This is a genomic window from Lactococcus sp. FSL K6-0773, assembly GCF_038006485.1.
In the GTDB taxonomy this organism is placed as follows: Bacteria; Bacillota; Bacilli; order Lactobacillales; family Streptococcaceae; genus Lactococcus; species Lactococcus lactis.
The window spans coordinates 726816-753303 of record NZ_JBBOVF010000001.1 but is presented as its reverse complement, the minus strand read 5'-3'; the positions used below and the strand labels follow the sequence as shown (position 1 = coordinate 753303).

General features: G+C 34.2%; 32 protein-coding genes, 1 pseudogene and 1 other annotated feature. Of the genes and pseudogenes, 28 read left to right on the top strand and 5 right to left on the bottom strand.

Annotated elements, in window-relative coordinates; translation table 11 throughout:
- The first annotated feature begins 24 nt into the window (after positions 1 to 24).
- From MHB61_RS03625 to MHB61_RS03565, 13 genes are all read left to right on the top strand, one after another.
- Positions 25 to 327 (top strand): hypothetical protein, encoded by a 303-nt coding sequence (locus MHB61_RS03625; RefSeq protein ID WP_225210391.1) that lies wholly within the window; start codon positions 25 to 27, stop codon positions 325 to 327.
- 515 nt (positions 328 to 842) lie between these two features.
- Positions 843 to 1028 carry a hypothetical protein gene (locus MHB61_RS03620; RefSeq protein WP_003132749.1) on the top strand — a complete coding sequence of 62 codons (186 nt, stop codon included), beginning with the start codon at positions 843 to 845 and terminating at the stop codon, positions 1026 to 1028.
- A 173-nt stretch (positions 1029 to 1201) separates the two neighbouring features.
- Positions 1202 to 2059, top strand: a complete 858-nt coding sequence (locus MHB61_RS03615) for an XRE/MutR family transcriptional regulator (protein WP_010905739.1) — start codon at positions 1202 to 1204, stop codon at positions 2057 to 2059.
- Between the two features lie 246 nt (positions 2060 to 2305).
- Entirely contained in the window at positions 2306 to 3037 is a 732-nt protein-coding gene (locus tag MHB61_RS03610) for a hypothetical protein (protein WP_003132752.1), read from the top strand.
- Positions 3038 to 3049: 12 nt separating this feature from the next.
- Positions 3050 to 3229, top strand: coding sequence for a hypothetical protein (locus MHB61_RS03605; RefSeq protein ID WP_012897690.1), 180 nt, complete (start codon positions 3050 to 3052; stop codon positions 3227 to 3229).
- Positions 3230 to 3515: 286 nt separating this feature from the next.
- The gene (locus tag MHB61_RS03600; RefSeq protein ID WP_170959147.1) at positions 3516 to 3677 is read left to right on the top strand and encodes a hypothetical protein; all 162 of its coding nucleotides are present in this window, start codon (positions 3516 to 3518) and stop codon (positions 3675 to 3677) included.
- A gap of 581 nt (positions 3678 to 4258) precedes the next feature.
- Positions 4259 to 4888 (top strand): orotate phosphoribosyltransferase, encoded by a 630-nt coding sequence (gene pyrE / locus MHB61_RS03595; RefSeq protein WP_003132758.1) that lies wholly within the window; start codon positions 4259 to 4261, stop codon positions 4886 to 4888.
- Between the two features lie 154 nt (positions 4889 to 5042).
- Positions 5043 to 6314, top strand: coding sequence for a dihydroorotase (locus MHB61_RS03590; RefSeq protein ID WP_021722527.1), 1272 nt, complete (start codon positions 5043 to 5045; stop codon positions 6312 to 6314).
- A gap of 352 nt (positions 6315 to 6666) precedes the next feature.
- The gene (locus MHB61_RS03585) at positions 6667 to 7557 is read left to right on the top strand and encodes an IS982-like element ISLll1 family transposase (RefSeq protein WP_340817483.1); all 891 of its coding nucleotides are present in this window, start codon (positions 6667 to 6669) and stop codon (positions 7555 to 7557) included.
- A gap of 169 nt (positions 7558 to 7726) precedes the next feature.
- Complete coding sequence (locus MHB61_RS03580; protein ID WP_003130626.1) at positions 7727 to 8395, top strand: DnaD domain-containing protein; 669 nt, start codon at positions 7727 to 7729, stop codon at positions 8393 to 8395.
- A gap of 21 nt (positions 8396 to 8416) precedes the next feature.
- Entirely contained in the window at positions 8417 to 9073 is a 657-nt protein-coding gene (gene nth / locus MHB61_RS03575) for an endonuclease III (RefSeq protein ID WP_003130627.1), read from the top strand.
- Positions 9066 to 9758: a tRNA (adenine(22)-N(1))-methyltransferase gene (locus MHB61_RS03570; RefSeq protein ID WP_003130628.1), complete on the top strand. Its 693-nt coding sequence runs from the start codon at positions 9066 to 9068 to the stop codon at positions 9756 to 9758. Before nth ends, MHB61_RS03570 begins: the two co-directional genes overlap by 8 nt.
- Positions 9755 to 10528 carry a Nif3-like dinuclear metal center hexameric protein gene (locus MHB61_RS03565; RefSeq protein ID WP_010905742.1) on the top strand — a complete coding sequence of 258 codons (774 nt, stop codon included), beginning with the start codon at positions 9755 to 9757 and terminating at the stop codon, positions 10526 to 10528. Before MHB61_RS03570 ends, MHB61_RS03565 begins: the two co-directional genes overlap by 4 nt.
- A 38-nt stretch (positions 10529 to 10566) precedes the next feature.
- Here the strand turns inward: MHB61_RS03565 and MHB61_RS03560 are convergent, their stop codons facing one another.
- The 3 genes from MHB61_RS03560 to MHB61_RS03550 all read right to left on the bottom strand — a co-directional run bounded on the left by MHB61_RS03560 (position 10567) and on the right by MHB61_RS03550 (position 13277).
- Positions 10567 to 10932: an iron-sulfur cluster biosynthesis family protein gene (locus MHB61_RS03560; protein ID WP_003130630.1), complete on the bottom strand. Its 366-nt coding sequence runs from the start codon at positions 10930 to 10932 to the stop codon at positions 10567 to 10569.
- Between the two features lie 121 nt (positions 10933 to 11053).
- Positions 11054 to 11869, bottom strand: coding sequence for a sugar-phosphatase (yidA, locus tag MHB61_RS03555; RefSeq protein ID WP_003130632.1), 816 nt, complete (start codon positions 11867 to 11869; stop codon positions 11054 to 11056).
- A gap of 46 nt (positions 11870 to 11915) precedes the next feature.
- Positions 11916 to 13277, bottom strand: coding sequence for an HD domain-containing protein (locus MHB61_RS03550; protein WP_003130634.1), 1362 nt, complete (start codon positions 13275 to 13277; stop codon positions 11916 to 11918).
- 168 nt (positions 13278 to 13445) lie between these two features.
- Between MHB61_RS03550 and MHB61_RS03545 the strand changes: the two genes are divergently transcribed.
- The 11 genes and pseudogenes from MHB61_RS03545 to MHB61_RS03495 all read left to right on the top strand — a co-directional run bounded on the left by MHB61_RS03545 (position 13446) and on the right by MHB61_RS03495 (position 21223).
- Complete coding sequence (locus MHB61_RS03545; RefSeq protein WP_014570571.1) at positions 13446 to 13853, top strand: DUF1934 domain-containing protein; 408 nt, start codon at positions 13446 to 13448, stop codon at positions 13851 to 13853.
- Entirely contained in the window at positions 13846 to 15021 is a 1176-nt protein-coding gene (locus MHB61_RS03540; protein WP_003130638.1) for a DUF998 domain-containing protein, read from the top strand. The genes MHB61_RS03545 and MHB61_RS03540 overlap by 8 nt, the downstream gene beginning before the upstream one ends.
- A 56-nt stretch (positions 15022 to 15077) precedes the next feature.
- Positions 15078 to 15151: a sequence feature (ribosomal protein L21 leader region), on the top strand.
- A gap of 39 nt (positions 15152 to 15190) precedes the next feature.
- Positions 15191 to 15505 (top strand): 50S ribosomal protein L21, encoded by a 315-nt coding sequence (rplU, locus tag MHB61_RS03535; protein WP_003130644.1) that lies wholly within the window; start codon positions 15191 to 15193, stop codon positions 15503 to 15505.
- 2 nt (positions 15506 to 15507) lie between these two features.
- Complete coding sequence (locus MHB61_RS03530; RefSeq protein WP_003130645.1) at positions 15508 to 15843, top strand: ribosomal-processing cysteine protease Prp; 336 nt, start codon at positions 15508 to 15510, stop codon at positions 15841 to 15843.
- A gap of 1 nt (position 15844) precedes the next feature.
- Positions 15845 to 16129: a 50S ribosomal protein L27 gene (gene rpmA / locus MHB61_RS03525; protein ID WP_003130646.1), complete on the top strand. Its 285-nt coding sequence runs from the start codon at positions 15845 to 15847 to the stop codon at positions 16127 to 16129.
- A gap of 275 nt (positions 16130 to 16404) precedes the next feature.
- Positions 16405 to 17823: pseudogene (locus MHB61_RS03520) on the top strand (Nramp family divalent metal transporter); the annotation flags it as partial.
- 223 nt (positions 17824 to 18046) lie between these two features.
- Positions 18047 to 19015 carry a PhoH family protein gene (locus MHB61_RS03515; RefSeq protein ID WP_003130649.1) on the top strand — a complete coding sequence of 323 codons (969 nt, stop codon included), beginning with the start codon at positions 18047 to 18049 and terminating at the stop codon, positions 19013 to 19015.
- Between the two features lie 57 nt (positions 19016 to 19072).
- Entirely contained in the window at positions 19073 to 19552 is a 480-nt protein-coding gene (locus MHB61_RS03510) for an NUDIX hydrolase (RefSeq protein ID WP_003130650.1), read from the top strand.
- 151 nt (positions 19553 to 19703) lie between these two features.
- Positions 19704 to 20192: an rRNA maturation RNase YbeY gene (ybeY, locus tag MHB61_RS03505; protein ID WP_003130652.1), complete on the top strand. Its 489-nt coding sequence runs from the start codon at positions 19704 to 19706 to the stop codon at positions 20190 to 20192.
- Positions 20176 to 20631, top strand: a complete 456-nt coding sequence (locus MHB61_RS03500; RefSeq protein ID WP_003130653.1) for a diacylglycerol kinase family protein — start codon at positions 20176 to 20178, stop codon at positions 20629 to 20631. The genes ybeY and MHB61_RS03500 overlap by 17 nt, the downstream gene beginning before the upstream one ends.
- A 13-nt stretch (positions 20632 to 20644) precedes the next feature.
- Complete coding sequence (locus MHB61_RS03495; RefSeq protein ID WP_003130655.1) at positions 20645 to 21223, top strand: nucleotidyltransferase family protein; 579 nt, start codon at positions 20645 to 20647, stop codon at positions 21221 to 21223.
- A 33-nt stretch (positions 21224 to 21256) separates the two neighbouring features.
- Here MHB61_RS03495 and MHB61_RS03490 read toward each other — a convergent pair whose 3' ends face one another.
- Positions 21257 to 21661, bottom strand: a complete 405-nt coding sequence (locus MHB61_RS03490; RefSeq protein ID WP_003130657.1) for a ComF family protein — start codon at positions 21659 to 21661, stop codon at positions 21257 to 21259.
- A gap of 242 nt (positions 21662 to 21903) precedes the next feature.
- On the bottom strand, positions 21904 to 23226 hold the full coding sequence (locus MHB61_RS03485) for a DEAD/DEAH box helicase (protein ID WP_003130658.1): 1323 nt from the start codon (positions 23224 to 23226) through the stop codon (positions 21904 to 21906).
- Positions 23227 to 23282: 56 nt separating this feature from the next.
- Here MHB61_RS03485 and MHB61_RS03480 point away from each other — a divergent pair, with 56 nt between their 5' ends.
- The 4 genes from MHB61_RS03480 to MHB61_RS03465 all read left to right on the top strand — a co-directional run bounded on the left by MHB61_RS03480 (position 23283) and on the right by MHB61_RS03465 (position 26472).
- Entirely contained in the window at positions 23283 to 23912 is a 630-nt protein-coding gene (locus MHB61_RS03480) for a YigZ family protein (RefSeq protein WP_003130660.1), read from the top strand.
- 133 nt (positions 23913 to 24045) lie between these two features.
- Complete coding sequence (locus MHB61_RS03475; protein WP_003130662.1) at positions 24046 to 24543, top strand: VanZ family protein; 498 nt, start codon at positions 24046 to 24048, stop codon at positions 24541 to 24543.
- Positions 24544 to 24590: 47 nt separating this feature from the next.
- Positions 24591 to 25610 carry a DUF475 domain-containing protein gene (locus MHB61_RS03470; RefSeq protein WP_003130663.1) on the top strand — a complete coding sequence of 340 codons (1020 nt, stop codon included), beginning with the start codon at positions 24591 to 24593 and terminating at the stop codon, positions 25608 to 25610.
- A 115-nt stretch (positions 25611 to 25725) separates the two neighbouring features.
- On the top strand, positions 25726 to 26472 hold the full coding sequence (locus tag MHB61_RS03465) for a bifunctional metallophosphatase/5'-nucleotidase (protein WP_003130666.1): 747 nt from the start codon (positions 25726 to 25728) through the stop codon (positions 26470 to 26472).
- The last annotated feature ends 16 nt before the right edge of the window (positions 26473 to 26488 follow it).

The window sequence follows — 26488 nt, the reverse complement described above, 5'->3', positions numbered from 1 at the left end:
GCTGGGGCGATTTTCGTCCCCAGATTGGCTGCACTTCCAAAAGTTTTATCTGGAAGCCATACGATTGAAATTACCGCATCTAACCTGAGCTACACCTTTTTCGGCGTCTTAGTGCTTGGCCTGCTAACAGGAGCAATCAGAAAACAAGAACGCATTTTGACGACTTTCATTAGTCTTATTATCTTTGGGCTTCCGCTCCTCATCCTCTGGCAACAAAAAGTGGTCTTCAATCTCAATGTACTCGTTTGGGGTCTGCTTGTTCTTGTGGGTATTGTGCTAGTCGTAGTTTGGGTGAGACAAATGATTCAAGACGATAAGAATCAATAAAGAACAGAAAAAATGCAAATCGATATTTTAATGAAACACCCTCAGAAAGCCTGCACTTTGTGATGTGCAGGCTTTTTTATCTGTCCTGAATTTTGAGACACAAGAATTTACGCAATTAGCTACACAACATCTTGCGTAAACAAAAAGAAGTTAGTTGGCACACTTAGGCAAGAATATTGAATCCAGAATACCCTTTTCTAATTAATAAGAAAGGGATTTTTATAACTTGAATTTATAATTTAACTGCAACAAAAAAATGATAATTTATAAAATCCAGTATAATAAGTTTTGTTAGACTATTGAAAACTGCAGAAATGATGAATAATCCCTATACTCATCTTACAATATTTGACCGTGAAAAGATATATTTGTGGTATTCACAAAAAATTTCACTAGGAGAATTGCTCATCAATTGAACCGGAGAGAAAATTTCCATCAAGGATTTCTGATAAAATTTCGAGTGTGAATTTTCCTTTTAAGACATCTATTACTTTTCGACAGGGCAACTTCGTTTTGTGACAATTTTGTTTTTATCCGATTTGGAATCAAAAATTGCAGCTCTATTATTGGAAATGCAAGAAAATACCGCTGATTTTGTTAAATCAGGAGAATTACAAGCTGAAATTGACCTCTTTAATGATGAAAAAGATGAGATAGAAATGACTCTTTTGGAAGCGATGGAAGAATTGGAAAATTTGTAAGTGTTGTGAAGAGAATTTAGTGTAAATATGCTAAAACGCGAAGCTTGAAAGCTTTGCGTTTTTTTATTTTGTAATCTAAAAATCCTATATTTAAATAAAGCGAAACAATCATTGCTTTTTTGTTAAAAAGTAGTACAATTTAATCAAAATAAATTGAAATGCTGGAATGTGGAATGGTAAAAAGCAATAGAACAATCTCTTTGATGGGAGAAATTTTCTATGATTTACGAACACAACGAAACTTTAGATTAACTGACTTTGAAAAAGTAGGTTTGTCAAAATCATCACTTTCAGATTTTGAAAGTGGAAAGTCTATTCTTAGATTTGATAAATTAGATGCAGCTTTAGAATTAATGCATATTGAGGTTTCTGAGTTTGAATATTTTTTTAACAATTACCATTCTGATTATTTTGTTGAGATTTGTGATGAAATTGAAGATGCGAATTATATGCAAGATACTGTAAAATTAAAAGCGATTAATAGTGAAGCTGGAAAATATGATAATGAACAAGGAAATCGAATGATATTTCTTGCGACTCAAAATTTGCTTTATGGATTGACAGAGCGAGAAGAAGTTGAAGTTACTGATTTAATGTTTAATATCGAAGTTTGGTCATATTTTGAGTTAAGTATTCTTTCGTTTGTTGTAGAACACTTGAATACCCGTTTGACTCTCTCTTTGATGAAAGACTTTTGGAAAGAAAATTTGCATTATCTCAAAGTTAAAAAATATCGGGAAAAAATTGTCCAAATTGTTTGCCGAGCAGCTGTAAAGTATATTAGTGAGAATAAATATTCCATTGCTCAAAAACTCTTGGAAGATGTTAATATTGCTTTAATACCTTATAAAAAGGATTTATTTTGCCGTAATATGTCTCGCTTTACTCTTGGTTTATTGCTTTATAAATCTGACAAAACTGTCGATGGGAAAGCTAAAATGGAGAGTTCTATCCGTCTTTTTGATGAATTGGGTTTGCCAGAGATGAAGGCTTATTATCAAAAAATATTTGATGAATCTGTAAAAAACTAGTGGGATATAAAAGGGATTTGAGTTCCCTTTTTATTTTTTATAAAAAATTTTTCCGAGATTTCGGAAAAGGCCTTTTGGGGCAGTTTGATTTGATATAATCATTTTAGAAAATGATTCATGAATCTTGAGTGTCGCTCACTCAGAATGGTAAAAGGAGGGTTAAAAATCTTGAAAGAAGAAATGTCACCGTAGCAGTGATGCAAAATCTCTATTGATTTGCATCGCATCTCAAAAAGGAGAAAAAATATGTCACATTTAAAAAATAATCTAGTATTTTCAAGTCTAACAATTTTACTCGTAACGGGTGGAAGTCTTGGGCTTGCCCAATCTGCACACAATAAGGTCTCATCACAAAAACTCGAAGCTAAAAATGTAAATCAAGTTTCAAACTATTCTGGTGATATTGACTTGTTGACAGTAAGCCAACCAACTACGCCAACGACGAATAATGGTCAAATTAATCAATACTTTATCAATCGTTTTGATAATGCTATATCTCTTTTAAATGGGAAATATGTTGTAAATCATAATGTGTTACCTCAAAATACAAGTGGTGAAGAAATAAATATATTAAATGAATCAGTTAAAATTGCAAATCAACAACTTATCGTTGGAGCTCAAAAAATCGAAAAATCTGATATTGATGTTAAGGTTGTTCAAAAAGGAAATTCCATTATTTTAGCTGAAAACCCAACGACTTTGAAGAATTCTGCTACTTCTATGGCTACTAAACATGTAGGAGTAACAAAAGTTGAATTTCACTGGTATGGTGTGCGTTTGTTTTTAAGTAAAAATGATGTAAATAAAATTTTGAAGTATGGTCCTACATCTGTTTCAATTGCGACGATTTGGATGCCAACGACTTGGGTGGTTAAATTGGCAGCATCAGCCGCTGTAGCTTGTGGTTGGATGTCAAGTGTTAATGGAGGAATCTGGATTGACTGGGGACTTATTCCAACTAAGTGGGGATGGCAATGAAGGAGGTTTATGATGAAAAATAATAACAAGAAAAGATTTGTTGCTATAGCTCTCGTTCGTACAATTTTATTTTTAGGTGGTGCTATTCTAATTAACAATTCCGAGAAATGGAGCATTGGTTATATTTTAGGGTTTGTAATTGCACTGTTTGTTTTAGTTTCAACTTTCTTTGATAAGAGTTTGAGAAAATAACTAAGATTTCAGTGGAGGAGTCTGGGGGTTTGAATGGCAATGATTACTAAAAAGAGTATAAGAATCGTACAATATCTGAGTAGTATATTTGCCGTAATACTCGGTGTTTTAATTTTTATTTTTCCAAATGGCCTTAGCATACTTAAATATATTTTTGCAAGTATTGCAGTAATTCTTAGCATTTTAAGTCTTATCATGCAAACTTTTCATAGAAATAAATGATAGGGGTTAGGGCTGAGGGGTGATAGAAATGGTTCGATTCCAATAAGCATTTGGAGGTTTAGCTATGAAAAGAATCTTACCAATTTTTAAAGGAGTGCTTGTGATAAGTGCAAGCATAAGTATATTTTTCTTTCATCAAAATATTTTATTACAAATATTTTATATTGCTGTTCTGCTTCTTATTATCATACCAGAAGCAATTAAAGCTTATAGGAAATCTAAATAAAAGAAAAGAGAAAAGAGCTTATGGACGTAGAATTTGCTTTCAATCATTGAGGGAATTTAATGAAAAAATTTATATTTTTAGCAGATGTTATCTTAAGATATCTTTTTATGGTTTTGGCTTGGTATGTTTATACAAACTATTCGGCTGATAATAAAATGAAATGGGTTGGCTTGTCTATGGTTGCATTCAATATTATTACAATTTTTTTTGATTCCAATTATCATAAGTCGAAAAAATAAGACTTGCAAATCTGGCTCAAGTTTGTTAAACTAATAAACAATATAACTTTTAAACTAGTCCAGAGAGGCTAGCAAGGTTGAAATCAGGAAAAATTGATTCTATTTTTACTGACAGGATTTTCTGTCAGTAAAAGTGAATTTGTTTTGATACTTTTTACACTTGCTAGGATTCTTGGCAAGTGTTTTTTATTGCTGACAACTACCAGGATTGGGCTGCACGTTATCTATACTCGCTACGGTAGTTCTGTCAGTTCAATATGACCAAAGGGAATTATTGAATCGGTAGAAAAATGAACTGTCAGCTTTGCTGATGGTTCTGTCAGTAAACTAGAAGGAGAAATTATGTCAATATCAAAAGCCATTGCTGCAGATTTATTAGAAATTAAAGCGGTCAGTCTTTCACCAAGTCAACCTTTTACTTGGGCTTCAGGAATTAAGTCACCAATATATACTGATAATCGGGTGACTTTAGCTTATCCAGAAGTTAGAAGCCAAATCGAAGGTGCTTTTGCAGAATTGATTAAAGCGGAATTTCCAGAAGTTGAAGTCATTGCAGGAACTGCTACAGCAGGAATTCCTCATGGTGCAATTATTGCTGACTATCTTAAATTACCATTTGCTTATATTCGTAGTAAACCAAAAGACCATGGAGCAGGTAATCAAGTTGAGGGACGTGTGACAAAAGGCCAAAAAATGGTTGTGGTTGAAGATTTGATTTCGACTGGTGGTTCTGTTTTAGAAGCTGTTGCAGCCGCTGAACGTGAAGGTGCTGATGTTCTTGGTGTGGTTGCAATTTTCACTTATGAATTAGAAAAAGCGAACAGAAAATTTGCTGATGCTGGTGTTAAATTAGCCACTTTGACAACTTATTCTGAATTGATTGAAATTGCTAAAGAAACGGGTTATGTGACAAAAGAAGAATTAGAATTACTTAAAAAGTTCAAAGAAAATCAAGAAACTTGGCAAAATTAATTTACTGACAGAAATTCAAGGAGCCTGTCAGTAAATAATTAGGTTCTGGAATAGCTGTCAGTTCAATGCGACCAAAGGGAGACATTGAATCGGAGGATAAATGAACAAGTCGGCAAAGCTGATTGTTCTGTCAGTAATTTATGAAAGGAAGAAAATGACTTTATTAATTAAAAATGGACGACTTGTTGACCCCAAATCAAATCGAGATGAAGTGTTAGATATTCTGATTGAAAATGACAAGATAGTAAAAATCGGCTTAAATTTGTCAGTAGAAAATGCAGAAATTGTTGATGCAAGGGGATTAGTCGTTGCCCCTGGTTTAATTGATGTTCATGTTCATTTTCGTGAACCAGGACAAACACATAAAGAAACGATTCATAGCGGTGCAAAATCAGCTGCGGCTGGTGGTTTTACAAGAGTAGTTATGATGGCAAATACAAAACCTATTTTATCTACGCCAAAAGTACTGACAGAAACTTTAGAAATTGCTGACAAAGAAGATATTAAGATTGATGCAGTTGGGTCAATTACGCAAGATTTTGATGGAGAGCATTTAACAGATTTTGATGAACTCATTAAAGCAGGAGCAATCGGCTTTTCTGATGATGGTATTCCACTGACAGATGCTGGCGTTTTACGTAAAGCTCTGCAAAAAGCGAAATTAACTGACAGCCTGATTTCAATTCATGAAGAAGATCCAAATTTGATTGGAACTTTAGGAGTGAATGATGGCGAAGTGGCTCATAAATGTGGCTTCACAGGGGCACCGACTGTTTCAGAATACAGCATGATGGCGCGTGATAGTATGATTGCTTACGAAACAGGCGCTCGCTTGCACATTCAACATTTATCAGCTGGAGAATCTGTTGAAGTGGTGCGATTTGCCAAAAATTTAGGAGCAAAAATCACAGCAGAAGTGACTCCACAACATTTTTCGATTACAGAACAAATGATTTTTGAGCAAGGGACCAATGCTAAACTCAACCCACCATTGCGTAGAACTACTGATATCGGTAAAATAATTGAGGGATTGAAAGATGGAACGATTGATGTCATCGCCACAGACCATGCCCCTCATACTCATGAAGAGAAAAATGTCAGCCTTGATAAGGCGCCTTCAGGAATGATTGGATTAGAAACTTCATTGCAACTTGGCTTGACAAACTTAGTCGCAAAAGGCCATTTGACACTCAGTGAATTACTGACAAAAATGACAGTTAATCCAGCTAAACTTTATAATTTTGATGCAGGTTACCTCGCAGAAAATGGACCAGCTGACCTCGTCATTTTTGACGCTGAAAATGACTATCAGGTCGGTGAAACATTTGACTCCAAAGCGACCAATTCTCCATTTATCAAACAGAAAGTTCAAGGGCAAGTCAAATATACAATATGTGATGGAAAAATAGTCTATCAAGCGAAATAATAAAAAAAGGACCATAAGAAATTAATTTTCATAGGTCCTTTTTTTGTGTTACTTTACATCAGTATAAAGAACCGTTGTAGAGTAAGTCATTAAGTGAGTGGATAATTTCTAAATTATCTTTGATTGATTTTTCATTTTCTACTTTTTGAGTAATTTTTTCTGTTTGTGTTTTCATTGTTTATTTCCTTTCAAATGTCCTTTTGTTTATAAGTATAGTATATCAAGGATTTGCTTGCTAATTTCTTACAAAAATGTAATTGAAACCCGAATTGCTAGTTAATTTCATTGGAAAATAAATAAGTCGTGCTATCCTAATCTTAAACCACTAAGCATTAGAAAGCGCACGACTTATATGACTTATAATAGCACACTTCCAAAAGTTTTTGTTTATTTACTGACAACCATTGAGACGCTTTATCAAACGAGTGTTCCCCTTGAGGTTCAAAACCGAAAGAACGTCCATCTCGCAACATCAGATTGCTTAGTTATCGCTTGTTACCTATGGGGCGTACTGCATTTTAGTGAAACGCTTAAAGCTAAGCACCAATTGGCTCAAAGTTTATTTCCTAATTTCCTAGAATATTCTCGCTTTGTCCGCCGTTGTAATGCCCTCTTACCGAGTATCCAAGTCATTCGCCAAGCACTCGTCTTTAAAGAGGTTGAAGGAATGAGTGTATCCATTATTGACAGCTTCCCCCTTCCTTTGTGTCAGCCTATTCGTAATTTCAGAAGCAAAGTTCTTGGAGATTATGCAAATGTTGGCTACAATGCTACAAAGGGACAGTACTTCTATGGATGTAAATGTCATGCTTTAGTCAGTGAATCAGGCTATGTCATAGACTACACAATTACTCCTGCTTCAATGGCTGATAGTTCAATGACCGAGGAAGTGTTGAGTCAATTTGGGACACCAACAGTCCTTGGAGATATGGGATATTTAGGTCAGTCACTGCATGATAGGCTGGAATTAGAAGGAATTGATCTAATTACACCTGTCAGGAAGAACATGAAGCAAAAGAAAATCCTTTTCCCTAATTTTTCAAAACGTAGAAAAGTGATTGAGCGAGTTTTCTCTTTTTTGACAAATCTAGGAGCTGAGCGTTGTAAAAGTCGTTCGCCTCAAGGTTTTCAATTGAAATTAGAGATGATACTTTTAGCGTATTCTTTACTGTTAAAATCAGCTAAATCACTGGAACCAGAGACTTTAAGATATTCTATCGGGTATCAAGTCATGGCTAAATAATCAACTAGCAATTCGGGTAATTGAAGAAAATAAATGCTTTAGGAAATTAAGGTCTGAAATTAAATAGTATAAAATAATTGATTAAAAATTTTCTAAAGTTTAACTGATTTAAGTAGTTTTTATGTGAAGTTCATTGAACCATAATGACGCGATATGCTATAATAGTTCTATGAATTATTACGATGAATATAGCAAAGGGCATCTTGTCTTACCAAATGTGATTTTAGCACATTTTAGTAAGCTTTTCCCTTCTGCTTTTGATTTTTTGATTTGGTTATACTTTTTTGAAAATCAAGATATTGCACCTAGTGAAATTGCTGAAAAAACAGGTAAAAAATTATCGGAGGTCAATCAGGCCATTGATAATCTGTCCAAATTTGGAGCAATGAAGGTGACTTTAATTGAAATTGATGGAGACATGGAAACTTTCTTTGATATTAGCCCGGCCTTTAAGCACTTAGATGAAATTTTGGGTGGTGCTGTTGCGAGTTCAACTCCAGAGAATGAAAAAGTTCAGGAAGAGGGGCAGCTTAAAGAATTAGTTAGCATGTTTGAAGCAGAAATGGGCATGATTTCTCCTGTACAAATGGAAGAATTGAGAGCTTGGCTGTTTGAAGATGGTTATGACTTTTCGTTGATTAAACAAGCTTTGCGTGAAGCAGTCCTCAATCGTAAGGTATCTTTAAATTACATTAAAGCTATTTTACGAAATTGGAAAAATGATGGGGTGAATTCTCTTCAAGCGATTGAGAGTCGACAAATGGAACGCGAAGAAGCTAAGAGAAAGAAACCACAAGAAGATTTTTATATTCCTTTGGATGGACCATGGAATAGTTAATAGAGATAATGGACGTGCACGATGTTAAGTAAAAAAAGATATCTTGAAGCTTTAGAAATTATTGAAGACATGTTCCCGCAAGCTCACGGAGAATTAGAGTGGGAAACTCCTTTTCAACTATTGATTGCGACAATTTTATCTGCCCAAGCAACTGACAAAGGAGTTAATAAGGCGACGCCGGCTCTTTTTGCCACTTTTCCAGATGCACAAACAATGTCACAGGCTAAAGTGGAAGAAATTGAAAAGCTGATTCGGACAATTGGTCTTTACAAGACTAAAGCTAAAAATATTTTACGGACATCACAGATGTTAGTGACCGACTTTGGGGACCTTTTGCCTGATTTGCCAAAGGATAAAAAGGTTTTACAAACTTTACCGGGGGTGGGTCGAAAAACAGCAAATGTTGTTTTAGCAGAAGCCTACGGAATTCCGGGGATTGCGGTTGATACACATGTTGAACGAGTTTCTAAACGTTTGGATATCGTTCCCCAAAAAGCAACAGTTTTAGAAGTTGAAGAAAAGTTGATGAAGCTGATTCCGCAAGAAAAATGGGTACAAGCACATCACCATCTCATTTTCTTTGGGCGTTATCATTGTACAGCCAAAAAGCCGAAATGTGCAGACTGTCCTGTTTTAGATTATTGTAAATTTGGAAAGAAATATTTAAAAAATGAATGAAATTAAACTTTCAAAACGTTTGAAAGCAGTAGCTAATTATGTTGATAATGGAGCAAGACTTGCTGATATTGGCTCAGACCATGCTTATTTACCAACTTATTTGATGCAAAAATTGGTGATTGATTTTGCGGTAGCGGGAGAAGTGGTTAAAGGGCCTTTTGAAATTGCTAAAAATCATGTATCAGAAGCTGATTTAAGTGATCGGATTGAGGTTCGATTGGCCAATGGCTTAGGTGCTATTGAAAATACTGACAAGATTGATACAATCGTGATTGCTGGTATGGGAGGAATATTAATTTCCGAAATTTTAGAGGCAGGTAAAGAAAAGTTAGGCCATGTTAAACGTTTGATTTTGCAGCCTAATAATCATGAGGAAAGCCTCCGTCAGTGGTTAGTGAATCATCAATTTGTCATTAAAAAAGAAGAGATTTTATTGGAGGCTGGTAAGTTTTACGAGATTATTGTTGCCGAACCACTCTCAAAATTAATGACAGAAAAGTTGTCAGTAAATGATTTAACATTTGGCCCTTTTTTATCTAAAGAAAAATCAACTGTTTTTCAACAAAAATGGCAAAAGGAATTAAATACTTTGAATAAAATTATTGCTCGTTTGCCTGAAGAACAAGCCGAAAAACGTCAAGAGGTTTTAAATCAAATTGCGAGAATTGAGGAAGTGCTTCGATGAAAATTTCTGATTTTATGCTTGAATACGAAAAATTTTGCCCCAAAGAATTAGCTGTTGAAGGTGATCCTGTAGGTTTACAAGTTGGGAACCCAAACGATGAACTAACAAAAGTTTTGGTAACCTTGGATATTCGTGAGCAAACAGTGGCAGAAGCAAAAGCGCTGGGTGTGAATCTGATTATTGCTAAACATCCTTTGATTTTCCGCCCCCTTTCTGCATTGACTTCAATGAATGATCAGGAAAAATTAGTTTTGGACTTGGCGCGAGCTGGAATTGCTGTCTATACCAGCCATACAAATATTGATGTGGTTACTGGTGGTTTAAATGATTATTTCAGTCAGTTACTTGGAATGACTGATATTGAAGTGCTAGATGACGAAGAAGGATTGGGCCGTGTTGGAAATATTGAACTGACAGAATTATCAGTGCTGACAGAAAAAGTGAAAGCATCATTTGGGTTAGATAGATTACGTCTTATCACTTATGACCATAATTTGACTCAAAAAATTGGAAGAATTGCAATTTGTGGCGGTTCAGGTGGAAAATTATGGCCTAAAGCTTTGGAAAAAAAGGCAGATATTTACATAACAGGAGATATTTATTATCATGTTGGTCATGATATGCTTTCAGCTGGTTTATTAGGAATAGACCCTGGTCATTATATTGAGCATGCTTTTATTAGATTAGTTGCTGACAAGCTTCGTTCTTTTGATATGGGTGTCAAGATTTATGAAAGCCAAGAAAAGACAAATCCATTTTATGACATATAAAAAAGACCCTCTTGGAGGGTCTTTTTGGTTGGAACTAATTAGCTAGCTTTTTGTTTACCACGGAAGTCAACGATTAAAAGGTTAGGGCTAAGCAATTCAGCTGTACTACGCAATTCAATCAAATTATATGAAGGATTAATTTTGGTAGACATTTCATCTTGGAAGAAGTAAGAACCATAGCCTTTATAATAAATTGGTCCAAATTCAGAATCGATACTTGCATCAAAAACTTCAGGAACATTTCCTTTTTCTACGGCAACAATACGATAGCGAGAAATTCCACCAGCACAAGCGTCAACTTCAGTATTGACTTCACTCAAAGTATGGTCAAAATCAAAAACTAAATCAACATCACCAAATGCTTTAATTTTATCAGCTGTTTTTTCATCAAATGTAATTTTCATCTTATTACCTCCACTATATATCAAGAGATGACTTGTAAATTCATCTATTTGTTATCTTTTTATACTTATATTATAACGCTAAAAAGTTCAGTAGGGAACAATAATGCTCATAAATTTTTAATTAATCTTGGTAATCTTTTAAAACCCATTCATTAATCGCATAAGCAACGCCTGATTTAGCATTTGATTTAGTTACATATTTAGCAATTTTTTTCAATTCCGATTTTCCGTTTTCCATCACAACAGGACAACCTGCAACTTCAAGCATTGAACGGTCATTTTCTTCATCTCCAATAGCCATTACTTCATCCAAGTCAAAAGAAAGTTTCTCAGCCAAATGTTGAACTGCTGACCCTTTACTTGCTTTTTTATTCATGAATTCTAAATAAAACGGTGTTGATTTCACTACATTATATCGTTCAAAGAATTCAAAGGGAAGGTATGCAATTCCGTCATCAAGAGCCGCCGGTTCATCAACCATCATTACTTTAGCAATTTCTAAAGCAGCAATATCTTCGGGTTGGCGAATATAAAGTGGCATTTTAACCATTTGGGCTTCTTGGACAGTATATCTTCCGACATCGTGATTTGGAGTATAGATTCCCTCGCGAGTGATTGCGTGAATCGGCAGTCCAATTTTACGAGCAGCAGCATCTAAGTCAAGCCAATCTTCAGAACTCAAAGTTTCTTTGATAAATTCTTCACCAGTTGCTCGCTGAACCAACCCACCATTATAAGTAATAACATAATCACTTTGGTCAGTTAATTCAAGTGCTTTTAGAATATCAACAACGCCAGGTAAAGGTCGGCCAGTTGTAATGACAATTTTAACGCCAGCCGCTTTAGCTTTTTTAACAGCCGTTTTTACTTCGGCAGTAATTTGGCGATTAGGGTCAAGTAAAGTTCCGTCAAGGTCAATAGCAACAAGTTTAATCATAAGAATTTCTCTTTCTATTTCTTTCAATTTATTAAATATTTAGCAATTATAGGTTGTCATCAAGTGATAATTGTTTACTGACAGAGTCGTCAGTATTTTCAGAGGCAGTAGAATTTCTGTCAGTAAAATTTTGATTAATCACCAAGCTGTCATTAACAATATACTTTGTAAATTCAGGATTTTCTAGCATAATTTTTGGAAAATAGAATCGGCTATTTCCATGAATTGTACCTGTCAAACTTTTAATAAGTGGAGAAAGTACTGACAGCTCTGTAAGCGAACCATTTTTTTGTAAAATATTAATTTCAGTCCGCGGTTTTTCAGAACTTGGTCGATAGAAATCATAAGGTAAATCATAATTACTATGAATACCAGTGTAATAGTCAGGATTAAAGCCTGCTTCTTCAACCAAAGAAGATAAAATTTCTAAATCTTCTAATTCTACAGTCTTGGGGTCAAAAGTAATTGATTTGAGTAAATGACGATTGACATAAGCAGAAGCTAAATCAGCGAGAATTTCATCATCATGACTCATCCAAACTTGAAAATAAGTGTTCATAACGCCATCATCAAGTCTTAAATAATCTTGTAAATTATGATTTTGCTCGAAAAAGGGAACGAGACAAGGACTTGATATCGCAAAATAGTCTGGCTGACTGGCATATAAAAACTTAGCACGTGCGAGTAACTTTTGCAGTAAAACTTCCATTGAGCGTGAAGAAGCATGAAAATAAACCTGCATATACATTTGGTATCGACTGACAATATAGTCTTCAACTGCATGCATTCCTGAGTACTTAAAAGCAATTCCATTTTCCGTAGGAACAATCACTCTTAAAATCCAAGTTAAATCAAATTGTCCATAGACAGCACCAGTAAAATAAGCATCTCTAAGGAGATAATCCATGCGGTCAGCATCAATTTGACTTGAAATCAATTGAACAACTTGAGGATTAGAATATTCATGAGAAATAACAGAAGCTACCTTTTCAGGAAAATCAGGAGAGACTTTGCGTAAAATTTCATTAATTTCTGTATCAGGAGAAGTAATTATTTCTTGAGTGACCGCCTCGTGGTCTGTATTAAATAAACCTTCAAAAGTGTGTGAATAAGCACCATGTCCAACATCGTGTAATAAGGCTGCACACTGAGTTAAAAGATTCTCATCAGGATTCCATTCCAAAGGGAAATTCCGACTAAAATAATCAGTAATCCTTTTGGCAATGTGGTAAACACCCAAACAATGAGAAAAACGGGTATGTTCAGCTCCATGGAAGGTAAAGCTTGATGTTCCAAGTTGTTTAATTCGTCTTAAACGTTGGAATTCAGCAGTGTCAATCAATTCTGATATTACAGGATGATTCACCGTGATATAGTCATGAACTGGGTCACGAAAGACTTTTTCCAAAATAAAACCCCCTCTAAAATTTAAGGTCTATTCTCTATTAAAAATAAATCAGATTTTCCCTTATTTTATCCTAATTATACCCTATTTTCTCCTAAAATGCAGACCCTCATCACCTTAATCTTTTTAGCACGGACTATGTTTTTAATATTCAAGGAATTATAGTAAAATATGATTATGGAAATTATAATTAGGAATAGAATTAAAATTGACCAGCAAGAAGAGTTGGTCAAAGAAATATATCAGGGAGAGTTGAAAAAAGGAGAACATCAGACCTTACTCAAGTATCAAAATGCTGCAAATGAAAAAGTTTTACTTAAATTTGATGAAAATGAAGTGATAATGACCCGCTTTGCAAAGCGACCTATCAAAATGCATTTTCATCCAGAAATTCCAAGTTTAACTGAATATGAAGGTTTAGGAGAACTATCAATTCTGACAAATGCTTTAAGCATTGATCATGAGAGCAGGACAATTAAAATTAATTACCAACTTTCGCAAGGTGCCCAAAAAATAGCCGATTATCATTTGAGAATTGACTGGAGAGAGCAAAATGTGGAAGGAGAAACAAATGGATAAAATTCATCTACCTAAAGAAATATATGAACGATTAGACCTTAAGGAAAACGAAGAAATTGAAATCGTCGATTTAGCGGCTGATAGTTTTACCATTCGAAAAATCAATGCCAGAAAATCAGATAAGGCACCCAAATGGTTTATTATTCCGACGATTATTTCTGCATTTATCTTTATTATTTTTGCCTTTGTCCTAAAGCATCCTCATGTTATCGCGCTTTCTGGAAATGAATCTTTGGCAACGGCGGTTATTACAATTGCTAATGCAGTAGGGATGCTAACTTTTATTTCTGCTTATTTCTCTCGGAGAAAAGAATTTTATAAACAGATGACCAAAAGAAGTTACTGGCGGACATTTGCCACAGTCACTTTATCTGTTTTACTTATCGTCATTTTAGCATCTATGGGCCTTTTTTGGTTTTTAGGTCAAATTTTTTATGGTGTAAGTTTTGGACTCTTTACTTCCACCCTAATCTTTACTATTTTTTCTGGAATCATTAATTATGTCATGATTTTTGTTGTAGATACTTTTTCGATTAATATGATGGTAACAATGCTTTTAGTGGTTTCTATTGGTGGTTTCGTCTCAAGTATGGCCACCAATGGAAATCAGTACTGGTGGCAAAGGAATTTTAGTTTGCTTGGAACTCAGGCTTCACGTTCAAGCTGGCAATTTAATCTGACGTTAATTGTTTCGGCAGCCTTATTTGCAGCATTAATTGATTATATTTTTGTTTCATTAAGACAAAAAGCGGGCAGTCATTATCGACAAAATATTTTGCAAGTTTTATTGACACTTTGTGCTATTTCAATTGCTTTAGTTGGATTAATTCCCAATGATCCAGGCTGGATGCATATTGCTCATGACATTGTTGCTCAATTAATAGTCTTATTTATGGCTATTTCGATACTAGGAATTCGTTGGTTTTTACCAAATGCTGATCCAAATTTATATCGTATGTCTTATTTTATTGTAGGTCTTATCTTAATCTCTTATGTTTTATGGCATCCTATTCATTATTTGACATTAACGGCTTTTGAAATTCTTTCTTTTAGCTTGTCTTTTGCTTGGTTACTCTTACTGGTAAATACTTTGATTAATATGCTTTGGAATACGAAAAAGATTTATAAAGTCTCGCTTAATTCTATAGAAGAAAAAAGTGAAAAATAAGACTTGAAAAGTAGAAAAAGAAGTAGTATAATAATATAGTTGTCTTTGTGAAGTCTCATAAAGTGCAACCGCACGAAGTTTCGTATTAAGTGGCATACGCCCACGAACAAAGGCGAGTCTAACAGTCGCTTGACTTAAAAGCGATGAAATCTAACAAGGAGGAATCACAATGTCAAACTATGCAATCATCAAAACTGGTGGTAAACAAGTTAAAGTTGAAGAAGGTTCAGTAATCTACGTTGAAAAACTCAATGTTGAAGCTGGTCAAACCGTTACTTTCGACGAAGTTATCTTTGTCGGAGGCGAAACAACTAAAGTTGGTGCACCACTCGTTGAAGGCGCAACTGTTGTTGGTGAAGTCGAAAAACATGGTAAGCAAAAGAAAGTTGTTACTTTCCAATACAAACCTAAAAAACACTCACACCGTAAACAAGGTCACCGTCAACCATACACTAAAGTTGTTATCAAATCAGTTAACGCTTAATTATGATTGAAGCTTGTATCAGGACAAAAAGAGACAAAATTGTTTCTTATGAAATCTCAGGACATGCTGAATCTGGCGAGTATGGACACGATGTAGTTTGTGCGGCGGTCAGCGTTCTATCAATTACAACGGCAAATAATATCTACGAGATGGCTCACATTAAACCTGTGACTCAGATGGAAGATGGTTACTTGTATGTTGAAATTCCTTTGAGCATACCTGAAAAACAAGGCGTATTGGCTCAAACTTTGCTCGAAGCTTTTGCAAATTCGATGAAAGCAGTTGAGAAAAGCTATGGTCAGTACATTACACTTAAATTTGAAAATGGAGGGCAATAACATGCTTGAACTTAATCTGCAACTCTTCGCCCACAAAAAAGGTGGGGGTTCTACTTCCAATGGACGTGACTCACAAGCTAAACGTCTCGGTGCTAAAGCATCTGACGGTGAACTTGTAAGCGGCGGTTCAATCCTTTTCCGTCAACGTGGTACACATATCCATCCAGGTACTAACGTTGGCCGTGGTGGCGACGATACTCTCTTCGCTAAAATCGAAGGAACTGTTAAATTCGAAATGAAACGTGGTAAAAAACACGTATCAGTTTATCCAGTAGTGGCTAAATAAGAATTTTGAAACCTGTCTTTGACAGGTTTTTTTTATTATATATTAATGAATAAAGTCCTCTTGAGGGCTTTTTTGTATCTTTTTAAACATATTTATAAATATATGCTAAAATATTTGAAAAAAGATAAGGTGGTGCTATAATATTTTTATTATCAGTTATAGATTAAAAAGTTTGATAATTTCTTAAATCGATAATTGATTTATTTTAATTACTATAAAAATATACTTAACATAATGGTTGTTGAATTTTATTCAACTTAGAGCTAGGAGAAATAATGAATGATAAAGAACATCAACGTCATCGATTGATTTATCATACGAATGGAAAATCCTTAGAGGAAATAAATGGGACAGTAGAAGTACCTAAAAATGTTGGCTTTTTCAAAATGTTGCTAACTTACTCAGGACCGGGTGCCTTAGTTGCAGTTGGTTATATGGACCCAGGAAATTGGTCAACCTCAATAACTGGCGGACAAAACTTTCAATACTTACTGATTTCAGTCATTCTGATGTCAAGTCTAATTGCAATGCTCCTTCAATATATGTCGATATGTCGGCAAAATTGGGTATTGTCAGTCAAATGGATTTGGCTCAAGCTATAAGAGCAAGAACAAGTAAATCTTTAGGGATTGTTTTATGGATATTAACTGAGCTTGCCATAATGGCAACGGATATTGCAGAAGTAATTGGGGCTGCTATCGCTCTTTATCTTTTATTTAATATCCCATTAATCTTAGCGGTTTTTATTACAGTTCTTGATGTCTTTTTGCTTTTGTTATTGACGAGAGTAGGTTTTAGAAAAATTGAAGCCCTTGTTATCTGTTTGATTTTAGTCATTTTGGTCATTTTTGCTTATCAAGTCGCTTTATCAAATCCAGATTGGAAAGGAATTATTGAGGGATTTATCCCCAATAGCCGGACGTTTGCCTCTTCACCAACAGTGGCAGGGATGTCTCCTTTAACAGGGGCCTTAGGGATTATTGGTGCTACAGTTATGCCTCATAATTTGTATCTCCATTCTTCTATTTCACAAAGCCGAAAAATCAATCATCAGGATAAATCAGATGTTGCTAGAGCGGTGAGATTTTCAACATGGGATTCTAATATTCAATTGACAGTGGCTTTTGTTGTGAATTCCCTCTTGTTAATCATGGGAGTTGCCGTATTCAAAACGGGCGTGATTGATGATCCATCATTCTTTGGTTTATATGATGCCCTCTCTAATCCAACTGTTTTAAGCAATGGACTGCTTGCCGATGTAGCAAAAACAGGAGCTTTATCCACTTTGTTTGCCGTAGCTCTTCTTGCTTCAGGACAGAATTCTACTATTACAGGGACTTTAACTGGTCAAGTTATTATGGAAGGTTTCATTCATATGAGAATGCCAATGTGGGCCAGAAGATTAGTGACACGTTTGCTTTCAGTTGTTCCAGTATTGATTTGTGTCTCTATGACAAGAGGACAAACTTTGAAAGCACAGCATGAAGCAATTAATAATTTGATGAATAATTCTCAAGTTTTTCTAGCCTTTGCTCTACCTTTTTCAATCATTCCTTTGTTGATGTTGACTAATAGTAAAAAGGAGATGGGTGATTTTAAAAATAATTTCATTATTAAATGTTTGGGCTGGTTTTCAGTTATTGCTTTGACCTATCTTAATTTGATTGGTTTGCCAGATCAAATTGCCAACTTTATACCTCATAATCTTGGACTATCTCATCTTATTTCTGGTTTTCTTATTTTGGGAGTTCTCTTTTTATTAATTTGGACAATCGTAGAACTTTATCGAGGAAATAAAAAAATGATGGCTTGCTAAAATTGATTTAACTCTATTTTAAAATAGAGTTTTTCTTTATATTCAGTAAGGTGTGATTTAAATTAAAATATGAAATGTGCTATAATGTAAGAAAATGATTAATGGAGATTGTGTATTTGACTAAAAATTCAATTGAATTTAAACTAGAAAATCCAGAAGATGCAAGTCTACTTTTTGGGGTACAAGATAAATATTTGAAGTTAGTTGAATCTCAACTAGGGGTTGAGATTAATTATCGTGGCGAAACGGTTCAAATCGTTTCTGAGGATGAATTGACAAGGGAGCGAGCTCGTAAAGCCCTCCAAGCTCTGCAGGTACTAGTAGGTCGAGGAGTTCCAGTACATGCGTCAGATGTCATTATTGCAATAAAGATGGTTTTAAATGATGATATTGAAAATTTCACTGCACTTTATGAAGTTGAACTGACGAAAGATGCAGCTGGAAAGTCAATTCGACTAAAAAATCTGATTCAAAAAACTTATGTTGATTCTGTCAAACATCATGATATTGTTTTTGGAATTGGACCAGCTGGAACAGGGAAAACGTTTTTAGCTGTTGTGATGGCTGTTCAAGCATTACGTAATGGTCAGGTGAAACGAATTATTTTGACAAGACCAGCTGTAGAAGCTGGTGAAAGTCTTGGGTTCTTACCAGGTGATTTGCAAGAAAAGGTTGATCCTTATTTACGACCAGTTTATGATGCCCTTTTCCAAATTTTAGGAAAGACGGCAACTGAACGAATGATGGAACGAGGAATTATTGAAATTGCTCCGCTTGCTTACATGCGCGGTCGTACGCTTGATGATGCCTTCGTCATTTTGGATGAAGCACAGAATACAACAACGATGCAGATGAAAATGTTTTTGACTCGACTCGGCTTTAATTCTAAAATGATTGTTAATGGAGATATTTCACAAATTGACTTACCTAATAAAGTAAAATCAGGTTTGATTGATGCCAAAGATAAATTAAGTCATGTGAAATCAATTGATTTTGTTTATTTCATGGCAAAAGATGTCGTTCGACATCCAGTTGTTGCTGAAATTATCAAAGCCTATGGTGATGAATAGTTTGGGACTTTTGTTAATGTCAGATTGATCAAATTTCTAGATAAGAAGGAAACAATAATGGCCGAAGGTTATGTCATGGATTTGCGCAAAAAAATTGGGCATGTCCCAATGGTAATTGCATGTGCAAGCTTGATTATTTATGATGAAAATCGTGGAATTTTACTTCAAAAACGGGCAGATAATGGGAAATGGTGTTATCATGGTGGGTCAGTTGAACCGAATGAAAAGGTTGAAGAAGCAGCGAAACGTGAACTCTATGAAGAAGTTGGCTTAAAAGCTGGAAAAATTAATTTGTACACTGTCGCTTCTGGGACAGAACAACACTTTTTCTATCCTAATGGGGATGAAGTTCATATTGTTGATACTGTTTTTACTTGTAATGATTTTTCTGGAGAGATTCTTTTAGAAGAATCAGAGGTCCTTGACTGTCAATGGTTTGCCTTTGATAATCTGCCAGAAGATATATTAATTGCCACAAGAGGTCCCATTTTGTCCTTTTGTAAGGAAATGTTGCAAAAAAAGGCTGACAGAAAGTAATTGTTGATTGTAAGTAACAGATTGAATGAGAAATTCTCTGACAGTTCTGTCTGTCATTAAGATTTACTGACAGAATAATAGAAATAGCTAGAATATTGAGCTACTTAGGGCTATTTTATGAATTATTGTCAGTAATTAAATAAGGAAAAAAATGTACGTAGAATTAGTTGATGAAACAGGCCAAGTGCCAAGTGAGATTATTGAACAAACCAAAGAAGTTTTAGCTTTTGCTGCTAAAAAACTGAACTTGAAAGAATCAACAGAAATGTCAGTAACTTTTGTTGATAATGCTCGTTCACATGAGTTGAATTTGCAATATCGCGAAACTGACCGACCAACCGATGTTATCTCATTAGAATACAAACCTGATGAATCAGAATTTTTCTTTGATGAAGATATGGAATTACCAGAGGAATTGTTGGAAGAAATGGATCCATTTATTGGTGAATTGTTTATTTCAATAGATAAGGCTGCTGAACAGGCTGCTGATTATGGTCACTCGATTGAACGTGAATATGGTTGGTTAGCTGTTCATGGCTTTTTGCATATCAATGGTTATGACCACTACACACCAGAAGAAGAGTCAGAAATGTTTGGTTTGCAAGAGGAGATTTTAACTGCCTATGGACTCACAAGATAAAGATGTAAAACTCTTTAAGAAAAAGGATTTTAATAATGGTAAAAGACCTGTTCAAGAGGATAGGGCCCGTTGGAAAAATCCTAATTTACTTTCGAGTTTAGACTTTGCACTGTCTGGAATTTGGACAGCTTTTAAAGAAGAACGTAACATGCGTAAACATGCTTTGGCAGCCTTTTTAGCCATTGTTTTCGGTCTCGTTTTTCAAATTTCAGAATTTGAATGGCTCTTTTTGTTGTTGTCAATTTTTCTAGTTTTTATGGCAGAACTTTTTAATTCTGCTATCGAAAATGTGGTGGATTTAGCATCAGATTACCAATTTTATATGCGTGCAAAACGAGCCAAAGATATGGCAGCTGGGGCAGTTTTAGTTATTTCGGGATTTGCATTGATTGTTGGTCTGATTGTATTTTTACCTAAAATTTGGCATCTTTTCTTTTAGAGGATAAGCGGAAATGGATAGAAAAAATGATTTTCTAAAAATATTGAAAAAGAACTCCGAATTGATGTTCATTTTGGATGAAGTTTCTGTTTTAAATTTGCCTAATTATTATCTAGCCGCAGGAAGTGTCTTTCAAACGGTTTGGAATTATTCTGACGGAAATAATTTAATGACAGGAATTCACGATATTGATATTGTGTACTTTGATAAAGAGATTTCTGCTGACAGCTCTGCTAAAAATGATAAAAAGTTAGAAAAAGTTTTATCTGAAAAATTTCCCTATCAATTTGATATTCATAATGAAGCATACATGCATCTTTGGCATAATGGAAATAAAGTACCGTATAAAAACACAGAAAATGCGATTGAGCGTTGGATTGCTACGGTTCATGCTGTAGGCATAAGTGGTAATTCAAGCAATATTGAAATTTTTGCTCCGTACGGCTTAGAAGATATTTTTACTAAAACAATTCGGCCAATTTATCATGTCGATAATAATCGAATACTTTATGAAAATAAGGTTGCTAGGTGGCAAGAAAGATTTAGTAATTTAAAGATTATTGAATGGTCAGATGAAATAAAGAATTTATAAAAAGCTGAAAGGCTTTTTTATTTGATTTAATGATTAACGGCAGAGAGAAAAGCTCCTTATTTCATGAACACCAGCTTCTTTTAGAATTTGTGATGCGTGATATAAGGTGGTACCTGTTGTATAAATATCGTCAATTAATATAACTTTTGTAGGGACTTTTAGCCCTTTTTTTAATCGAAAAGGATTTGGACTTTCCAATCGTTCTTTTCGATTAAGGCTAGATTGTTTGACCGAATTCTCTTTTTCAAGAAGTTCAATAAAATTATCTTGTTGAAGAAAAGCAGTCACTTGATTGAAACCACGTTCCTCTAATCTTTTTGGTGAAATAGGAATTGGAACCAAAGGAGATTTTTGGGAAATATTTTTAAAATAGGGCTCAAAAATTTGGTATAATCGATAATCTCCAACAAATTTATACTGGCTAAAATAATCTTTCATTGCTTGATTGTAGTGAAAAATTGCCTGATGTCTGATTTTGTATCCTCTTTTTTCCCAATTTTGACAATCAGTACAGATCTCATGGACATTTGGCTTACAGCAGCAAGGACAGTGAGCTTCAGGGATCTTTTCAAAATTTTTTTGACATTTAGAACATAAAAGATTTTGAGGACTTTTGAGTAGGAAAAGTTCACTAAATAGAAAGTTTTGAGCAATATTTCTTGAACAAAGCAAACACTTTATCATGAAAAACCTCCCAGTTGGTTCATTTTTTTGATTTCTCTAACTGCCTGACACATTGCTTTGGATTTTCCGTAATGAAAAAAACTAACTAAGCCTGTTGGACGTTCAGGACTACGACCCACACGTCCAGCCATTTGTATCAGTGCGGATTTAGTGAAGTTTGGGTGCTCACTGTTGATGACAAAAACATCAACATTTGGAAAAGTGACTCCCCGTTCAAGAATTGATGTCGCTATTAAAATAGTAATTTCTTTATTTCTAAAAGCTTTAACAATTTCCAATCTATCTTTTGTTGTTGAAGCAACGGAAGCAATTTTTTCTTTAGGAAATTTCAATTGTAGTTGTTTTGCAAATTCTTGTCCAAATTCAATTTCAGCAGCAAAAATAAGAAGAGGAAAGCCACTATTTCTTTGCTCAATTAATTTCTTATCAAATTTATTTTTCCAAAAAAATTTAGGCACCACTAAAGGGAAATTGTGAAAACGACGCGGGAGAAACAAAGGATAGAGTTTTTGCTTTTTTATATCTTTTTCAAGTTTGTCAGTAGAAGTTGCGGTCAAATATATTAAATTTCCTTCTATTTTTCTTGCTTTTTCTGCCGCAACATAAAGCATTTCATTATCTCTAAAGGGAAAGGCATCAACTTCATCAATAATCAGCAAATCAAAAGCTTCCTTGAAACGTAAAAGCTGATGACTGGTCATTATTATTAATGGAGCTCGGAAATAGCTGTCGCCATCATGATATAAGAGTGGAATCTTACAGGAAAAATCACGTGATAATCGCTGATGAAGTTCAAGACAAACATCAATTCTTGGACTAGCTAGACCAACAACCCCACCGCTTTCTAAAATTTGCTCAATGACTTGATAAATCATTTCAGTTTTTCCAGCTCCAGTCACAGCTTGGACAATTATTTGCTGATGAGAATTAATTTCCTGACAAAGGGCATTTGAAATTGATTTTTGATTCTCTGTCAGTTTTCCAGACCAGTTTATATATGATTTCTTTGGGAAATTCTTTTGTGGCAGAAAGTACAAGAATTCATCGGAGCGGACTCGACCTAATTGAATACAACTTGGACAGTAAAATACACCAATTGGAAGTTTGACAGAATTTTTTATATGAACAGTCCCACAACAGTTGCATTTTATTTTATTGGAAGAAATTGAAGTCATTCCCAAAATTGGATTCACCTTCGTTTCTAACAAAAAATTACTAAAAATTTTACTGACAGAAATCTTGTCAGTATTTTTTATAAGTTGCAAAATATCATTTTTTAATAATAAACGGCCAAATAACTTTTCTTGATTAGTGCTCATACTATTCTATACGAAAATGCTGTTAAAATGTAACAAAATTTGTTAAAATCAGTAGCATGACTATCACTATAAAAACTGATTTTATCAATGAAGAGGAAATCAAAAAATCACGATTTATTTGCCATTTGAAAAGAATTTCATCTGAAGAAGAAGCGCGTGATTTTATTGCGAAAATCAAAAAAGAACACTGGAAAGCCAATCATAACTGCTCGGCCTATACATTAGGTGACCGTCAAGAAATTCAACGAACAAGTGATGATGGAGAGCCGTCAGGGACTGCTGGTGTTCCGATGCTTGAAATTTTAAAGAAAAAAGAAATAATCAATGTTTGTGCCGTTGTTACTCGGTATTTTGGTGGAATAAAATTAGGTGCTGGTGGTTTAATTCGTGCTTATGCGGGCAGTGTAAATCATGCCATCGAAGCTGTTGGTTTAGTTGAATTTATCAATCAACGTGAGCTTATTTTAAACCTTGATTACAGCCTCTATGACAGCTTACAGCGCTTTTTAATTGACCAAAAAATCAAAATTTCGGATAGTGAGTTTTTGTCGGATATCAAAGTAAAATGTTTTATTGACGAAGAAAAGGTTGACGAAGTCATGAATTTACTGACAGAAACTTTTAATGGAAAAATAATCATGAAAAAAGGGGACAGTCAACAAGTAGAAGTTGAATTCCTGTCATAAAATATTGATTTTAAAAAGGGAGAATTCCCTTTTTATTTATATCATAACTGATAAAGGTTTCTGTTTAAGTTAAATCAGTTAAAATACTAAAAGAACAACAATCGAAAACCTATTTTCTTAAGAAAGGAGAAAAATGACAAAAAAATTAGCACAGCTTTTATTTTTCATTTATATATTAGGACTGGTTTGGCTGGTATTATTTAAACTTTCTTTTCATCCATTTGCTTTTCTTGAAATGACGAATACAAGAAGTCTTAATCTGACACCTTTAGCCATGTCCGGTGGTCGTCGCGAGGTTTTATTTAATATTCTAGCTTTTATTCCTTTTGGTATTTTATTGACTATGAATGCACCAAAAATCTCCTTTTTAAATAAATTGGCAATTTCCATTTTATTAAGTTTTTCATTTGAAAGTCTACAATATCTTCTTGCCATTGGTGCAACGGATATTACTGACCTCATCACTAACTCACTTGGAGCCTTACTTGGAATAAGTTTCTATTATTTACTCATAAAAGTCTTTTCAAAAGCAAAAGTCGACCTTATTTTGACAATTTCTTTTACGATTTTGCTCATTTTTACGATAATCTTTATCAGGCAAAGCATAGTTCTAGGCACAGTGAGAGTGTAAAAAGTATGTTAGAATAGATGAGAAGATTATTTTAGAAGAGGAGACCTATGAAAATATTCAGAGGCTCATTTATTGTTAGTTTAATTGCCCTAATTATCGCATTTGTTTATGCCGGGTGGAATGGACTTTTTATTACGCTTATTCTTGCTGTTCTAGAAATTTCCTTATCTATGGATAACGCTATTGTGAATGCACGTATTCTCGAACGAATGAGTTTTGCATGGCAAAAAGCTTTCTTAACCTTAGGGGTTTTGATTGCCGTTCTTGGAATGCGTTTGATTTTTCCACTCTTGATTGTTGGAGTGTCAGCCCAAATTGACCCTATCAGTGCTTTAAAATTAGCTTTAGAAAAGGGAAATCCCAATACAGTAGGAACCTATGGTTATATTTTGCACCATGCTCATCCACAAATCGCAGCTTTCGGTGGAATGTTTCTATTGATGCTAGCCTTAGGATTTTTCTTTGATGAACGGGCACATACTTGGCTTAAAATACCAGAGAAAATCCTTCAAAAAATTGGAAATTTTCCGGCAGCAAATGCAATTATTTCCATTATTTTGCTTTTAATCACATCGGAATTTATTGCTAAAGATGCTCACGCTGTTTTATTTGCTGGAATTTTAGGAATCCTAACTTTCATGCTTGTTGACGGTTTTGGAGAAACGATGAGTCATAGCAAAGCTGCAAACACAACAAGTAGTGTGGTTGCGACTGGTAAGGCTGGACTTGCTTTATTCTTATATTTGGAAGTAATAGATGCTTCATTTAGTTTTGATGGGGTAATAGGTGCCTTTGCAATTACAGCAGACCCGATTATTATTCTTTTAGGATTAGGTGTGATTGGAGCAATGTTTGTAAGAAGTCTAACGCTTTATCTTGTTCAAAAAGGAACATTGAATGACCTTGTATATCTTGAACACGGAGCACATTGGGCCATTCTCACGCTTGCATTTTTAATTTTAGCAAGTATCAAATGGGAGATTGGTGAGGTTGTTACAGGACTTCTAGGAGCTGTATTTATTATTCTTTCTTTTATTTCGAGTGTGATTTATAATCGAAATCATTAAAAAGATGACGCAAGTCATCTTTTTATTTTTAGAAAAAAAGTTTAAGACACAATATATTGTGTTTTTTGTGATAAAATATAGATATTAAATACTATATATAGGTTTGGTTATGATAATGAAACTTAGCATTTTACATATAAATAATACTCATCTCACTCTTGATAAGGATTTTTCTTTAATTAATAAAATCAAAGAAGAAAATAAAAAAAGAGTCATAGAAACTTTAGTTTTAGGAGATGGAAATAGCATTTTTAATAACATTGAGCACAAAAATGATGAGCAAGACCTCCTGAATACCGTTCCTTTTGATGCGACGACATTGGGAAGTCATCAATTTGATGAGGGTTCAAAAGGAATAGTGGAAAATCTAAATAAAATAAATTTTCCAATTTTAGCCGCTAATGTTAATTTTGAAGATGATAAACTTTTAAATCCTTTAGTAAAAGAAGGAAAATTTATTCCTTATCTCCTTAAAAATACAACATCAGGTAAGAAAATAGGAATATTTGGTTTGACAACAATGGATATTGTTTATCGCTCACATCCGAGTGCTGAGACTATCTTTTTTAACCCTTTTGATAAGGCAGATTTCATAGTTAAAATATTAAAGAACCTTGGAGTTGATGTTATTATTTTATTAAGTCAACTTGGAGAAGAAATGAACCAAATGTTAGCTCAACAATTTTTAGAAATTGATATTATTATCGATAAACCCGTAGGGACATCAGGAAAAAAAGTTGAAAAATGCGGAAATACACTCATTATTCAATCTGAAACTGATAACTATTCTCTTATAGAATCTGAAATCAATATTGATGACGAAGGCAATTTACTTTTTATTCAAGAAAATAATTATGTTTGAATATGATAGATAAACC